Raw genomic sequence first — 15,406 nt, forward strand, 5'->3', positions numbered from 1 at the left:
TATTCCCTCCTATTATTTTTCAGTTTTAACGGTAAGTAACACTAGACCGCATATTACAACGGCTATTGCCAAGGTGATAAATACGATGGAAAACGAGCCACCTGCCATGGAAATTAAAGCACCGAATGCCATAGGGGCAATAAAACCCCCAAGTGTTCCCCCCGTATTGACGATCCCAATGGATGACCCAATTACTTTCTCAGGCAAAATTTTGTGCGGCCAAGAGAAAATTCCCACAAAAATCGTGGTTAGTAAAAATGTGAGCACATATAAGAAAGCAATGGAAAGGGCCAAGGAATTTGAGAGTACTAAACCAAGAAACAACAAGGATGAAAGGACTGAACATACCATTAACAGTAACTTTTCCTTGCCAGCGAAATATTTTGTCAACAATACACCTGCAAATATGGAGGCTAACGTTCCTCCAATAGCGTTCACTGCCAGAATTATCCCAACCGTACTAATGGATAGTGCAAATTTTGTCTTTAGGAAAGTTGGCAGCCATGACATATTTCCATAAAAAGCCACATTCGCCAGCAGCATGGCGACGAATAAAATAATTACATTTCGATTAGAAATCACTGACTTAAAACTAACTTGTTTCTTTTCAATCTTCGTTTTGGCAGTTGGTTGGCTATTAGGTACCAATAAAGCAACCATAAGTAAAGCAATGGCAAAAAATGTCCCCAGTGCATAGTAGGCATATTGCCAATTTAAGTCAATCAGCCGTGCCCCGATTACAAAAGCAAAAATTCCGCCAATTCCACTCGTTGACAAAATGAGCGATTGAATAAAAGTCCGTCTTGTTTTCGGGAAATTTTCGGCGATTCCTTTTGAACAGCTTGGAGGATAGCCTGCATGGCCAATACCAGCCAAGAAACGAATCAAAATAAACATCAATAAGCTTCCAGCAAGGCCAAATGCAAATGAAAATATCGTAATGAGCGAAAGCGAAAGCATTAGTACCTTTTTATATCCAATCCTATCTGCGAGCCATCCCCCAGGTATCTGCATTAACGAATAACCCAAGAAAAATAAACTCATTATCAAACCGGTTTGACTTGTTGTTAAATGGAATTGTTCTGCAATTGGGATAATTGCAGTCGAAATCATGTTTTTGTCCATGTAAATCATGGAATAACCAGCCATTAAAGCTGTAGTCAACAAAACTCCACCGGTATTCTTTTCCTTTGATACCGAAAGTTTTGCTTCGCTTTGCTTCTTAATCGTTCCTTGAGAAACAGACATAAAAGGCTACCTCCGAATTAATATTTATGTAATCGCTTTCTTGTCTTCATTATAAATTTTTAAAGTATTGAAAACATTCCAATCATTGTCGAAAACATCCCCCTTCATTTGCCCTTTTTCATAACTTCGCTTAACCAAACAACAAAAAAAGACCATTAAGTTTTAACCTAATGGCCTAATTTCAAAGAGATGAATGGCATTTAACGTCAAGGTGGATTGCACTAAGAGCTCCGATTCAATGTTTTCCTCATAGATTTGCAAATCTGGATAGGCTCGCTGCTTAAGATACGTAATGATCTCTTGATCATAGATATACTGTTGGTTGAGATTGAGCCAATTAAAGTAAAAAGCACCGTTATTTCTATCGAGAATGTATTTGCGAATTTGATAAGTGCCAGAAGGCAGCCCTGAAATCATGATTTTCTTTTCCTTTGTTAAAGAGCTCAAAAAGAAACTTTCAACAGAATAAGTGGGATTAACATAGGAATTGTTATAAATTGCTAATTGGTACCCTTGTTTCCCCTTCGTCAGTACAAAGTCCTCCCCTTCAGCTAAAATCTCCAGTCCTATTTTCGCAATTAATTGGATGTTAAAAAACGCCGGACGTTTTATTTGATAATAATAAAGCAGGGCAATTCCATTCATAGCAATATCTTCGTTATCCATATTACTTTTTTCTAACGAATGGGTATCAATCCAAAATCCCAAACCGGAAATCTCTTTTATAACATCGAGCATGTCTTTAAAAATGAGAGCTGATCGAAAAAAAGTTCCGCTTAAATTTACTGTATTACCGTATAGTGTATTCCAGTTTGTCAGGTAAATGGGTGTGCCTGCCAAGCCAGCTGACGAAAGGTTCGCTTTTAATTCCATACACGATTTCTTTATATGATCTTTTACTCCCTTAAAGGAACTGTTATCCATATCGGTAAAGTCAACTTGTTCATTTGGATTGCAGCTAAAGCACACCAGATCAATTTGGTCCATTTGCTTTAAAAATTCATTAACAGTGACTGATAATCCTTTTTCTAAGGAAAAAGGCACATGAACTCCGACTTTAGCGGTGGAAGCCCTCTTTTTCACAGTTTGAAAGTATTGTTCATAAAAAGTCCGTGCTGTTTGATCCCACTTTGCGAAAACCAATTCAAATTGCCATTTCCCGACAAAGGCATCGCCAAAATAACTGACAGCATGCTGTAAAAATTCATCTAACATCTTTATATAATCCGGACAGCTTACGACTTCCTTTTCAAATTCCACACTAATGAATGGAATTAAACCCAGTCTTTGAAACTCGTTAAATAACGCATCAATCTTATAATACGGCCCACCTATTTGCAAAAGCGGGTCCATTATCGTAAACGAGGGGGAAAATAGGTTCGTGAAATAGGCATATTCAAAATGCAGGAGTTCCTGAATTAGCTTTAATTCAGCTTGGACCTCTTCATTTAAGGCATATTCCAGCTGTCCCATCACCAGTAATCGCTGGGCTTTATCCCGGACAAGAACAGGTTCTTCCGGGAGGTTGATATGTACCGTCGAAACCCCCGATTCTTTCACCGTAACATTTCGGTCCTTTTGCGAAATATACTTGCTCAATTCAATTAAAAAGTGCGGTGAATTCACCAAGGTATATTGTTCGCTTATATTATTTACTTCCTGGAAAGGTTCTTTTTTATGAAGACCTCGATATTCGGCAGGTGTTTGATTGTACATTTCCTTAAAAGCCTTGTTAAAAGCTTTCACATTAGGAAAACCATTATTTAACGAGACTTTCATGATGTTATGATCGGTATATAATAACTCATGAACAGCGGATTTCAAACGGGTTTGCTTTACATATTGTGAAAAACTGACACCAACAGCCTGCTTGAAATAACGGGACAAATAGTATAGTGATAAATATTGCCGTTTGGCAATCTCTTCTAAAGACATCTGTTTGCGATAATTTTTTTCAATAAAAGTAAGGATGTCCCTAATTCTATCATCCTTCATTTCAATAAATCGATTGTGACCGAGATGTGTCGTTTTGAAATTCCGGATAAGAAGTGTAACTAACTTGTAAATCAGGCTGTTGATTTCAAGTTCACTTCCATCCTGCTCTTGGTAATGTGCGATCAAAATTTCAGCCAAGAGTTGACGGATTTGATCAAAAAGAAGATATAACCCATTATCTTCTTTGGATGAATGGCAGTCAAAATAACACACATGAATATCCTGATAAAGCTGCTCGATGGAATTAAGGGGAATTTGCAGCAATAGAACTACATTGTCTTCATCCCCCTTTACGGTATGGACATCTTTGGCATTAATTAGCAGGAGATCATTTTCCGCCAAATGCCAGGAATCTTGATTGACCATGACCTCGACTTCTCCCCGGATCACGAAAAGAATTTCAATTCCTAAATGGATATGCTGTGAGTGATGGCGAATATTTTGCAAACTGATTTGATACGAATCTTCTTTTACTGATCCAGACATGAACATTCACCTTTTTTACTGGGATTTTACCACTGCCCATCAAGCTTTAGTAAATCATTATCATACGTTATTTATATGTAATAAGATGGTAAGTAAGGTTTTTAACTCTTATAGTAAGAAAAGCAGCTCCCCGCTTATTGAAGTAAGGCAATTAGAACGATAAGGGGATGAGCCATAAAACAGTCACATTAAAAGTATGTGATATAAAACTTCATAGCCAGTGTTTTGGATATTGCCTTGTTTGAAATAAATTATTATAAATCATCGATATAAAAACTAATAATAAAGTACCTATTACAATTGAAGTCAGGAATCCCCAGCCAGCTTGAGAATTGATCGAAACAAGGGCACTAGCTGCTGCGGGCGGGTGAACAGTTTTTGTAAAAGTCATTATAATTAATACAATGGCCAATACGAGACCGATAATGAATAAGCTTTTACCAAAGATGCTCCAAATGATAAGAGCTATTGTTGTAGAGATTATATGACCTCCAATAACATTACGGGGTTGTGACAAGAGACTTTTATGCGCACCAAAAACAATGACACAGCTCGCCCCAAGAGGAGCTAATGCCATCGGATATCCTAAATAGACAGCTATAAAACTAATAATGATTATAGCAATGAGCCCACCTATAGCTGAAACAAAGGAATCTATATAATCAATTCTATCCTTTTCCCTAGCTTCGCCCTTCATTTTCTTTAAATATGCTGTTAAACCTATGTTTTGTTGATTGCTCCAACTTTTTTCAACACTTTTTTCGAATTCCATAATGTCTATTTTCCTCACGTTTTCTAAGTAAGTCGACAAGTCGACAGGGTTTTTATATATTGTTATCTTACAGGAAAACAATGAATTTTTAAATATATATCTGAATATTCATTTATTGATTCCCGTAAAACAGTTACCACCCCCCACTTTTTCTCTGTGAACCTATCAATATTCCTTGGCATATCATTAAGGATTTACTGTAAAAGGGAGTATAGATTAGTATCAAATGAAACATCATTTTGATACATATAATTTCTTAATATCCCTTCCTTTTTGAAACCTAAATTGATCAACAATTTGTTGGATGCTTTATTTTCAATAAAAACAATTGCTCCAATACGCGTTAATTCAAGCTCTTTAAAACCATAAGAAACCACCTTACTGACAGCTTCTGTTGCATAACCGTTACCCCAATATTTTGGGAAAAGTGCATAGCTCAGTTCTGCTCTTTTATGTTCATGAGACCATTCTTGAAATCCAATCGTTCCAATAATGCCCTCCTTTCCTTTCCATTCAATTCCCCATTTAATTCCATGTTTTTCTTCGAAATTCTTTGAAAAATTCCTAATGATTTGCTTCACCTGATCTGCATTTGTTAATGGAGTTTGCCCATAATATCTTAATACATCTGGATTGGAAAAACATTTTAATAGATCTGCTGCATCACCTTCAACCAATTCTCTCAAGACCAACCGTTTTGTTTCTAAAATCGGAAACATTTTTCCACTCCCTTTGCTATAATTAGATCTATTTCGTTCCAGCGGCGGACCTCAATAACACCCGTACCCAATACTTCCGTATAAACCGGCTGCCTTATAATTAAGAACACACCCCTTAGCTTTTTAAGGGCTCCGTTGTTTCACCCATCAGGATACCCCATTATGTTCCATAGTTATTACGACATTTCCCTTCTTGTGTCCTTTCTCTACATACCTATGGGCTTGAACTAATTCTTCAAACGCATAACATCTGTCAATGACCACTTTTATCTTCCCTGCTTCTACAAGCTCCTTGAGGAAGTTTAGAGCTTCGGGAGTTTCTGGTGAATTTTGACTCAATATCAGCTTCTTGCCGGTTGTCAATTTAGTCCATAGCATTCGAACACCAGGTACCGGTACAGTGACATTTAGATAGGTTCCGTCCTTCTTCAGCGATTTCATACAAGCTGAAAACGGACTCTTGTTTACCGCTTCAAAGATAACATCATAGGTCTCACCATCTCTGGAAAAATCCTCTGAAGTGTAATCGATGACCTTATCGGCTCCAAGAGATTTTACCAATTCTACATTCGCGGTACTGCAAACCCCTGTAACTTTTGCTCCGAAATACTTGGCAATTTGTACTGCATAACTTCCTACACTCCCTGAAGCACCATAGACAAGAACCTTTTGACCACTCTGAACGTTAGCTTTTCTAAGATAAAACAATGCTGTACGTGCCCCAATTGGAATGGCTGCGGCTTCCTCAAAAGATAAATTATTAGGTTTTATGGAAACGGGCCCGTCTTCACGCAAGCACTTATACTCGGCATAAGCACCATAGCCCACTTGGGAAGCTGCAAAAATCTGGTCACCTGCTTTAAACAGCTTGACATCTTTGCCCACTGACTCAACTTCTCCAGATAACTCCAAGCCCAATATGGTTTTCTTGGGACGTCTTAATCCCATAATAATCCGAGCTGGCAGCCAAACAGAGAGGGGAACTGTAAAGCTCCGTGACCGAATATCCCCCATTGTTACCGTTGCCGCTTTTACTTTTATCAGTATTTCATTCTCCTTAGGATCCGGTTTTTCTACCTCTTTCAAATGAAGAACGTCAGGGGGACCGTACTTGGTGTACACGATTGCTTTCATTAATCCTCCTCCAATTCGTTATATCACTTAAAATCCACTAACCCTCAAAAACTGTACTTGAACTATCGCTCCATTCGTTGAATAAAGAATACCGATTTGTAGAAATGGAAAATTGATTGTTCCGGAACATACTCTCAAAAAAGCAATCAACATTTGAATATATCTTTAAACGCGTTTACATTAGCTTACTCGCCTTCATTTATCTTCATGCCTCTAATAAGAACTCAGCCAGCTTAGGACGAGTAAACTCAAGTTTTCCATCCTTACATCAGCTGGTATAACATCTTTTTTCGTTTCACCGACAAACGGATGCAATAATAGTCCATCAACGGATCCAGTTTTTTGCTAATATTCATGCACAGTCTCTTCTTTTTTAGAAATACTAAATAACGGCAAATGTTTCTCCTATTTCTCAAGTTATTTCATTATGTGGATTTCTATGTTGTATATGGTTATGTTTGATACCCCTTGAAATGTCATTTTTTGAAATTATACGAAATCAATATTGAACTCCTTTCCATTCTATTAAAAAAGCTATATGTCCTTGTTAGGACATATAGCTTTTTATCATTTTTGGAATTGTAATTGATGCAGATTGGCAAAAATGCCCCCCTGCTTAAGTAAGTCATCGTGACCGCCTTCTTCAGCAATTCCTTCTTCCGTAACAACCACGATCTTGTCAGCGTTCCGAATGGTTGCCAATCGGTGTGCGATGATTAACGTAGTTCGGTTTTCAGCTAGTTCCGTAAGAGCCTGCTGGATTATTCTTTCCGTCTCCGTATCGAGTGCAGAGGTTGCCTCATCGAGAATTAATATTGGCGGATTCTTCAAAAACATCCTTGCTATTGCAATTCGTTGTTTTTGTCCTCCGGATAATTTCAAGCCTCGTTCACCTATTTGAGTTTCATAGCCTTCTGGAAGTCCTTCAATGAAAGTCTCCAAATGGGCTTTCCTTGCGGCTTCTTGAATTTGTTCATCCGATGCTCCAAGCATTCCGTACGCAATATTCTCTTTTACCGTTCCTGTGAAAAGGAATACATCTTGCTGGACTATGCCAATTTGTGAGCGCAATGACTTTTTCGTCATTTCACGAATATCAATTCCATCAATGGATATTGAACCGGCCTTAACATCATAAAAACGTGGGATCAATGAGCATATGGTCGTTTTCCCAGCTCCTGAAGGCCCGACAAAAGCGACGGTTTCACCAGCTTTAATTGTTAGATCAATTCCTTTTAAAACTGGCTTTTTGTCTTCATAGTTAAAAGAAACATCTTTAAAGGAAATATCCCCTAATAGGGTGGTCACCTCAATTGCATCCTTTTTATCCACTACATCAGGCGCGACATCCAATAGTTCCGTAAAACGCTTAAAGCCGGCCATCCCTTTTGGATAGAGTTCCATCAACGCACTGATTTTGTCGATCGGCTTAAATAATACGTTAACATATAAGACGAATGCAACCAGTTCCCCATAAGAGAGCTGCCCATGAAAAGTTAGCCAAGCTCCAATCACCAACACGGCAAGGGTCATAAACCTCGTCATCATGTAAATGCCTGATAAGCTAAAGGACATAACCTTATATCCTAGTAGTTTCGCTTTACGGAATCTGCGATTATTAGTAGCAAATCTTTTCATTTCATATGTTTCATTCGTAAAGGATTGTACAACCCTCACTCCTGAGACGCTATCTTCCACACGGGCATTTACATCCGCGACCTCTGTATACATTTTCTTCCAAGCTTTGTTCATCTTTAAATTACTTATGACAATCAATAGCACGAGGAACGGTAAAATACAAACCGATACGAGTGCCAGTTTCACATTGATTGTCAACATAATCCAAAATGCACCTATAAAAGTCATGAAGGCAATGAATAAATCTTCGGGACCATGGTGAGCAAGTTCACCAATATCGAACAGATCATTGGTTATGCGGCTCATGATATGGCCGGTTTTCGTGTTATCAAAAAAACGAAAAGATTGTTTCTGCACATGCTCAAATAATTCCTCACGCATATCAGTCTCGATATTTATACCCAATTTGTGGCCCCAGTACCCTACTATGAACTGTAAGAAGGTACTAATGATATAAAGCAGGAACAAACCGGCACTTACCGAAACTATGGCAGACCAATCGTCGCCAGGCAGCAGTGTATCAATAAACCACTGAACAGCTAGCGGAAATGCAAGTTCAAGTACAGCCACGACCACTGCACTGAAGAAATCGATAATGAATAACCGCTTATGCGGCAGGTAATATGAAGCAAAACGTCGAATCATCAAATTTTTCTCCTTTTTTACATATATTAAGGAGTATAATTCCATATTCATTATTCGGCAAGCATTTCAGAACCCCCATAATCATATTTGGTAAATTCATCATATAAAACACCCCTACCCGGCACATGCAATCTTTTGAATGAAGGAGTGAATCCAGTGTAAAAAAATAACCATTCTAAATATCCATGAACATATTTTCGTAAAGGATGGTATTCATGAAAAGCATGGAGAGCGTTAGAAACGCTTTATAAAGAGGGCAAGGTAAAGGCTATTGGGGTAAGTAATTTCCAAATATCTCACCGAAGAAATAAGCAGAAATCTAACCTGTGATCAATCAGGTGGAATGTCATCCCCGTTTAACACAAAAAGAGCTTCAAGCATTTTGTCTTAAACATGGAACCCACCTAGATGCGTGGGCTCCATTAATGCAAGGTGAATTATTAAACTATGAATTTTTAACTGGAATTTCCTCTAAATATAATAAATCTGTAGCCCAAGTAATTCTACGCTGGGATGTACAAAATGACATTATTACCATTCCAAAATCAACAATAGAACATCGTATTGTCGAAAATGCATCAGTCTTTGATTTGAATTAACCAAACAAGAAATGAAACGCATTGATGAATCAAAAACACCGTGTAGGGCAAGACCCTACAATCTTGATTTTCAAATAAGATCGAAGGAGATAGACGCATTCAATTTGTCTATCTTCCATCTGTATAAAAACAGGAAATTTATCCAAACTAGTCACAAGATGTGTTTACTTTATTACCTCTATCTAGCCAATAATCTTGATATAAAATAGGAGGAATTTAGATGAAATTAAGTTTAAAAGGAAAAACAGCCCTTGTCACGGGATCGACAGCTGGCATTGGCAAGGCCATAGCACTTACTTTAGTAGCAGAGGGCGCCACTGTTCTTATTAACGGACGACGGGAAGGAAATGTACATCAAACAATTAAAGAAATTCAAACACAATATCCCCAAGCCATTCTTCAACCTGCTATACATGATTTAGGAGCGGAACAAGGATGTCAACAGATGATTGAACAATATCCAGAAGTAGATATTCTGATTAATAATCTTGGCATTTTTGAGCCCATTGAATACTTTGATATACCAGATGAAGATTGGTTTCGATTATTTGAAGTGAATATCATGAGTGGAGTTCGTTTAACTCGCTCTTACCTCAAGAAAATGATTCAAAAAAAAGAGGGAAGAATTATTTTTATTGCAAGTGAAGCAGCTATTATGCCTTCTCAGGAAATGGCTCATTACAGTGCAACAAAAACCATGCAATTGTCGCTTTCCCGTAGTTTAGCTGAGTTATGTAAAGGCACAAATGTCACTGTTAATACAGTCATGCCTGGGTCTACTCTAACAGAAGGTGTAGAAACGATGCTAAATAGTCTTTATCCAAATGAACAATTAAGCATGGAAGAAGCTGAAAAACGATTTATGAAAGAAAATCGCCCAACATCTATTATTGAAAGATTTATTCGTCCCGAAGAAATTGCACACCTTGTCACTTTCTTAAGCAGTCCAATTTCTTCAGCTATTAATGGATCCGCATTGCGAATAGACGGTGGATTAGTACGTAGCGTATTTTAATCAATAAACCTACATAACTCCGTACTCGTTAAATAGGTTATATATATCTATTAAAAGACTTCTGCGTCATAACCTTTCTCCGTCAAACTGGGGTTCGATTAAATCCGGATGGGTTGCGATTCGTCAAATCCCAACTATCCGTACCCTCATTCCCATTGATTTCATAACCACTTTAGCTTCAAGCGTGTGGCTGGCTGTCCTTATCTATATGTATGTAGAACAGAACCTGCAACTGGGTGAGGAATGGTGGGGGTACATTAACACATGCTACTTTGTCGGCATGATTTTCAGTGGATTGATCGTCATCCGTTTTGCCAAGTTACTAGAAAAATATAATGGATTCTTCATCATTTTCGGGCTATTTCTCAGTTCACTGCTGATCCAGTTTTTTGGAACTACCAGTATTCCTGCATTAGCTTTGCTGCTGGCATGCCTGTACGGTCTCCCAGAACAAATTCTATACCAAGCTATTCCAAGACCATGCTACGGAAAAGACTCTTGCAAAAATTCATGCCGTTTGGGGAGCAGTCATCAATATTACATTTGCCGCTCTGTCTTACTATTAGGCTTTATAACGGAAACATACAGTGTCAAAACAACGTTCCAATTTTCCTCCACGCTGATATTCCTTGCCTTTCTTTATGCAACTTTTAAAAGGAACGACTTAATAGGGAAGCAATGTGATCAATCGCTGTCAAGTAAGTCATCTAATCTTCCTAGATGATTTCGATTCACGAAAAAAAGGAGCCTTGGTTTTCCTTGGCACCTTTTTTATCGTTTCAAGACCCGTCTAACAATATTGCCTCTCTTTAAAATCTTGCTCGGTATGATTGGCTTGCCTCTGTTAAAAGCAATACAACCAAACAAGTAAGTAAATATATAAACCGCCTGCACCCATTCATTCTATTTGATAATCCAGATATTATTATTTATAAACTCCCAATTCTGCGGGAATTCCAAACCAATCTGCCAATAAGTTGCTCCTATCAGTTCATATGCATCAATCATTTCATATTTTGCACTTATCGATCGTATATCTTCAAACCAAACGACATGATTCGAATTCTCTCTTCGGTAGGAATAGGAAGGTGAAGCCGCTGAGGTGTCAAAAGTTATTTCAGCACCAGTGGCAATGGCAAGGTTTTGGGCATTTTGAGCTGATAAAGCTTTCGTCTCGTGGCTCGGTACTATCCAATCGTAACCATACATAGGAAATGCCGACTGCAATTTATATTCAGGTATATTCAACAAAGCATAACGAAGAACCTCTCCCATCCACCAAAGTGGGGATATGGGTTCAGGCGGTCCAGTCGGATACCCATAGTCAATGGTCATCACGGCAACAAGGTCAGCTGCCTCTCCGATCCCCCGATAATCATGCCCGCCTACAATTCGATTATCAGGATTATCCGCTGTTTTTGCATGTACGTTCACATGCAGGATCAGTTCGTTCAACCCCTCCTTTAATTCTTTTAAAAAAAGCACATAATCGGAACGCCTGGCAGGTGGGATGAATTCGATGTCCATGCTGACACCCCCATAGCCTTTCTGCCTAACGAAAGTCAGCATACTATTGATTAAATTCGCTCTGTATACTGAACTGGCAAGGACATCACCAGCCAAATCAGCATCGAAATCACCATCTTGAAAGTTTCGGATCATCAGTAGCGGCTTCACCCCTGTCTGTTCGCATTTCGCGATAAGCGGGAGATCATCTCCATCAACGTACGCATTCCCTTCCCTTGTAAACGAATAAGCGACAATGGCTAAATAGGATAATTTATCACCATTCTGCTCAAGTGTTTCAAATACGACTCCACCTGAAGTCGGGAAGGCAAAACCCAGCGTAATCAATTGATTTTTGTAAGGAGACGGTATCAAAATTTCCATACCGACTTTTAGCGAGTTTTCAGAGATTCCTGGGTTTGCCTCCTTGATTGCCGCTGCACTCGTACCAAAACGACTGCCGATTTTAGTAAGGGTATCCTGACTTTTAATTAGATACCTTCGATTCACCGCTTTTTCATTAGGTATATACAATGCCAGACCAGGAACCAAAGTTGTTGATTCCAATCCGTTGACTTCAATTATCCTCGATGGGGCAACTTTATTTTTCGAGGCAATTTCCCAAAGGCTGTCACCTTTTTTCACAATAATGATCGTCATTCAAAACCCTCCAAACTCCCTCCAAAAAAGTTTATGTTATTCAGGTAATTGGATAGAACGAATTATCACATTTCCTAATGGTGATTTTCTGGTTTTTCAGTCGTTTTTTAATGGAATAAAGGATCACAAAAAAAAGAAGCTGTCCAAAGGGACACCCCCACGCTATAAGCCATATTCTCCTATACATCAAAGTAAATTCTTAATGTCGTAGAACTTCCCATTCTCCAAATCTTCTGCTTCAAGCAGCTGCAAAAGTTTATCTGCCACAAATTCGGGGCTTCTTAATATGCCCTTCTCTTTATATTCATGAAATTTGTCTCGATCGGCAAAGTCCCGTTCGTCTGCTGATCGGATTGTCCCTTGCATCTCCGTATCCATTACACCTGGTGAAAAAGAAATGAGAGACGTAGGAAAAGACGTTTTATCCTGTTCCAACCCTGCAACCCGTGTAAACATTTCCAACCCCGCCTTAGTACTGCAATAGGCTGCCCAGCCATGATAAGGATTTTTTGCTGCTCCTGAAGATATGTTGACCAATACCTTCTTTCTGTTCCAGTCCTTTGTCTGTTTAACGAATTCATCAGCCAATACGATGGGTGCCATGAAATTCACCCGCATGCTCGTTTCCAAATTTACTATACCAAGGTTTCCTACCGGCTTAATAGGTTCAATGACACCTGCATTATTAATGAAATAAATGTCACTTGTATCATCGACGGCAGTAAGAATCTCATTGACTAAGGAAGGTAACTTTTCAGTTTCATTCAAGTCCAGCGAAATAAATGTAAGTTTCGTCCCGGAACGGTCAGCCATCCGCTGCATTTCAGGATGGGCCGTACGGGAAACTAAAATGCAATGATCACTCGTCTGCAAACACCCTTTGGCGATGGCAGCACCTAAACCTTTTGAAGCTCCTGTGATTATAAACGTTTTCACGGCTTTTCCCCCTTTTCTGGATATAAACTATTGTATCAAATCGAGTTCGGAATGGTCTCACCACATACCGTGATTTTAAGATAAGACTACTGTTTTATGAAATCAAGCTCCTTACTTGTTTTAAAAATGCAGGAAGCCTCAATTGAAACAAAAGAAGTTCCATCTAAAATAAAGCAAAGTTGATTGGAGTGGGTGTGCGGGACTCCTGCGAGAAGAGCGCGCCCTAGGGAGACCCCGCAGCGGAAAGCGAGTGCCTGAAGAGGAAGCCAACGATTTTGCAAACTCAATAAATAACAATGGTCTAAAACTGAAAGGGAATGGATTTCTGAAATCAAGCTCCGTACTATTTTCCAGGAAAAAAACTGCAGGCAAACTCGATTTTTCGAATTTGTCTACAGTCTGAACAGACCATGTAGTAATGGTTCGTTTATTTATAATATTATAATATCGGTGACACGAGCCTTGCAATGGACTCTTTAAAACGAATCCACTTTGATCGCTTTTCAAACTCTTCAATTGTAAGCTGCCTGCATACTTCGACATCCTTATAAAAAATCCTGGTCAGCGTTTCGGCCATTCCTTCATCATAAATGAAGGCATTGACTTCAAAGTTCAATTTAAAACTACGGACATCAATGTTAGCTGTCCCTACCGAGGAGACCTCTTCGTCCACTACGATCATCTTCGCATGAATAAAGCCGTTATCATAGATGTATACCTTAGCACCCGCTCTTAATAACTGCCCTGCATTGAAAGTCGTTGCCCAATAAACAAAAAGATGATCAGGTTTATTCGGAATCATGATTTTTACATCTACCCCTGATAAGCTGGCAATCCTGAGTGCATCCAATAAACTGGCATCCGGTATGAAGTAAGGTGTTTGAATGAGAATCGATTTCTTTGCTGATGAAATTAATTTAATATAGCCATTTTTAATTTGTTCCCATTCAGAATCCGGCCCACTTGTCACTATTTGCAAATCTATATTCCCTTGAGTCTCTACAATAGGGAAATAATGAGGCTGATAAGTTATATCATGATGCTTTGATGCCTGATTCCAATCCAGGATAAACCGAGTTTGAATGGCTTTGACAGCCGAACCCTCTATACGAAGGTGTGTATCACGCCAAAAACCGAATTTTGGATTAAGCCCTAAATATTCATCACCAACATTAAAGCCTCCAACATACCCTACTTTTCCATCTATGATGACGAGCTTTCGATGGTTACGGAAATTCAGTCGTAAATTTATAAATTTTAATTTGGATGGAAAGAATGCCTCCACTCGTCCTCCAGCCTGCCTAAATTCCCTGAAGAAACGTTTAGTCATCCCTCTAGATCCCAGTTCGTCATAAAGCAGTCGAACTTTGACGCCTTCATTCGCTTTTTTAGTCAAAGCTTCAATGAATCGTTTACCCAGGCCGTCCCTTTGAATGATGTAATATTGTATATGTATATGGTTTTCGGCCGCTTCGATATCTTTAAAAAGCTGGTCAAACTTATTTTTCCCTTCCGTAAAAATATCGACTTGATTATCTTCAGTAAGTACGGCATCATTGTTTCGGAGATGCATATAAATCAAATCACGATAATTACTCGAAGAAGCATTTCGAAAAGGAAAATGATTCGTTGAAAGCTCTTCCATCTGTTTATCAATGATTTCTTCGATCCCGATCTTCTTCTTATCCTCCCATTGGAATAAGTGTGCGTGCCTTAGACTTGTTCCAAAAAGCAGGTATAAAATAAAACCGACTACAGGCAAAAAATATAAAACCAATAACCAAGCCCAGGTCGTGCTCGCTTCCCTTCTTTCAAAAAATATGACAATCGTTGCAAATAAAATATTTAGAATGATGACGAGGCCGAGCAAAACCGATGTAACATGCGTAAATTCCATAGCATACCCTCACTAAATTTTTATCCCTTTAAGGATACCATGCAAATTCTTTATATCAAAGGATTTGCTTATCAGAAATGAAAACAGAGAATTCACAAAAATGGACCTCTTCTTGTAGAGGCCCATTTTAAAAATCCCATCCACCCCGGACACTAA

The 15,406-nt window shown here is 38.7% G+C and carries 10 protein-coding genes and 2 pseudogenes; 2 read left to right on the forward strand and 10 right to left on the reverse strand.

All coding sequences use genetic code 11. The annotated features are described in order from the left end of the window. Positions 1–12 precede the first annotated feature (12 nt). From MHB45_RS11380 to MHB45_RS11410, 7 genes and pseudogenes are all read right to left on the reverse strand, one after another. Positions 13–1,248, reverse strand: a complete 1,236-nt coding sequence (locus MHB45_RS11380; protein WP_081088615.1) for an MFS transporter — start codon at positions 1,246–1,248, stop codon at positions 13–15. 162 nt (positions 1,249–1,410) lie between these two features. Continuing rightward, positions 1,411–3,729 carry an AraC family transcriptional regulator gene (locus tag MHB45_RS11385; protein ID WP_260088869.1) on the reverse strand — a complete coding sequence of 773 codons (2,319 nt, stop codon included), beginning with the start codon at positions 3,727–3,729 and terminating at the stop codon, positions 1,411–1,413. Positions 3,730–3,940: 211 nt separating this feature from the next. Beyond that, positions 3,941–4,501, reverse strand: coding sequence for an HPP family protein (locus MHB45_RS11390; RefSeq protein ID WP_034307163.1), 561 nt, complete (start codon positions 4,499–4,501; stop codon positions 3,941–3,943). Between the two features lie 194 nt (positions 4,502–4,695). Beyond that, entirely contained in the window at positions 4,696–5,220 is a 525-nt protein-coding gene (locus MHB45_RS11395) for a GNAT family N-acetyltransferase (protein ID WP_048679797.1), read from the reverse strand. Between the two features lie 147 nt (positions 5,221–5,367). Next, positions 5,368–6,354 carry an NAD(P)-dependent alcohol dehydrogenase gene (locus MHB45_RS11400; RefSeq protein ID WP_072273065.1) on the reverse strand — a complete coding sequence of 329 codons (987 nt, stop codon included), beginning with the start codon at positions 6,352–6,354 and terminating at the stop codon, positions 5,368–5,370. 237 nt (positions 6,355–6,591) lie between these two features. Continuing rightward, positions 6,592–6,699 (reverse strand): annotated as a pseudogene (locus tag MHB45_RS11405) (hypothetical protein); the annotation flags it as partial. A 222-nt stretch (positions 6,700–6,921) separates the two neighbouring features. Further along, complete coding sequence (locus MHB45_RS11410; RefSeq protein ID WP_048679803.1) at positions 6,922–8,637, reverse strand: ABC transporter ATP-binding protein; 1,716 nt, start codon at positions 8,635–8,637, stop codon at positions 6,922–6,924. 219 nt (positions 8,638–8,856) lie between these two features. On the opposite strand from MHB45_RS11410, the pseudogene MHB45_RS11415 reads away from it, so the two are divergent. Further along, positions 8,857–9,307 (forward strand): annotated as a pseudogene (locus tag MHB45_RS11415) (aldo/keto reductase); the annotation flags it as partial. A 149-nt stretch (positions 9,308–9,456) separates the two neighbouring features. Continuing rightward, the gene (locus MHB45_RS11420) at positions 9,457–10,251 is read left to right on the forward strand and encodes an SDR family NAD(P)-dependent oxidoreductase (RefSeq protein WP_048679807.1); all 795 of its coding nucleotides are present in this window, start codon (positions 9,457–9,459) and stop codon (positions 10,249–10,251) included. A gap of 903 nt (positions 10,252–11,154) precedes the next feature. Here the strand turns inward: MHB45_RS11420 and MHB45_RS11425 are convergent. From MHB45_RS11425 to cls, 3 genes are all read right to left on the reverse strand, one after another. Further along, complete coding sequence (locus tag MHB45_RS11425; RefSeq protein WP_048679814.1) at positions 11,155–12,417, reverse strand: LysM peptidoglycan-binding domain-containing protein; 1,263 nt, start codon at positions 12,415–12,417, stop codon at positions 11,155–11,157. Between the two features lie 186 nt (positions 12,418–12,603). Then, a complete protein-coding gene (locus MHB45_RS11430) occupies positions 12,604–13,353 on the reverse strand; it encodes a (S)-benzoin forming benzil reductase (RefSeq protein WP_048679817.1) in 750 nt (249 codons plus the stop codon). A gap of 439 nt (positions 13,354–13,792) precedes the next feature. Beyond that, positions 13,793–15,250, reverse strand: a complete 1,458-nt coding sequence (cls, locus tag MHB45_RS11435) for a cardiolipin synthase (RefSeq protein ID WP_048679819.1) — start codon at positions 15,248–15,250, stop codon at positions 13,793–13,795. Between the last annotated feature and the right edge of the window lie 156 nt (positions 15,251–15,406).

This window comes from Peribacillus sp. FSL K6-5616, from assembly GCF_038008245.1.
In the GTDB taxonomy this organism is placed as follows: domain Bacteria; phylum Bacillota; class Bacilli; order Bacillales; family DSM-1321; genus Peribacillus; species Peribacillus frigoritolerans.

Bases quoted from the DNA above. Each gene is read 5' to 3' on its own strand.
- MHB45_RS11380 (WP_081088615.1), bottom strand. From the start codon at position 1,248: ATGTCTGTTTCTCAAGGAACGATTAAGAAGCAAAGCGAAGCAAAACTT.
- MHB45_RS11385 (WP_260088869.1), bottom strand. From the start codon at position 3,729: ATGTCTGGATCAGTAAAAGAAGATTCGTATCAAATCAGTTTGCAAAAT.
- MHB45_RS11390 (WP_034307163.1), bottom strand. From the start codon at position 4,501: ATGGAATTCGAAAAAAGTGTTGAAAAAAGTTGGAGCAATCAACAAAAC.
- MHB45_RS11395 (WP_048679797.1), bottom strand. From the start codon at position 5,220: ATGTTTCCGATTTTAGAAACAAAACGGTTGGTCTTGAGAGAATTGGTT.
- MHB45_RS11400 (WP_072273065.1), bottom strand. From the start codon at position 6,354: ATGAAAGCAATCGTGTACACCAAGTACGGTCCCCCTGACGTTCTTCAT.
- MHB45_RS11410 (WP_048679803.1), bottom strand. From the start codon at position 8,637: ATGATTCGACGTTTTGCTTCATATTACCTGCCGCATAAGCGGTTATTC.
- MHB45_RS11420 (WP_048679807.1), top strand. From the start codon at position 9,457: ATGAAATTAAGTTTAAAAGGAAAAACAGCCCTTGTCACGGGATCGACA.
- MHB45_RS11425 (WP_048679814.1), bottom strand. From the start codon at position 12,417: ATGACGATCATTATTGTGAAAAAAGGTGACAGCCTTTGGGAAATTGCC.
- cls (WP_048679819.1), bottom strand. From the start codon at position 15,250: ATGGAATTTACGCATGTTACATCGGTTTTGCTCGGCCTCGTCATCATT.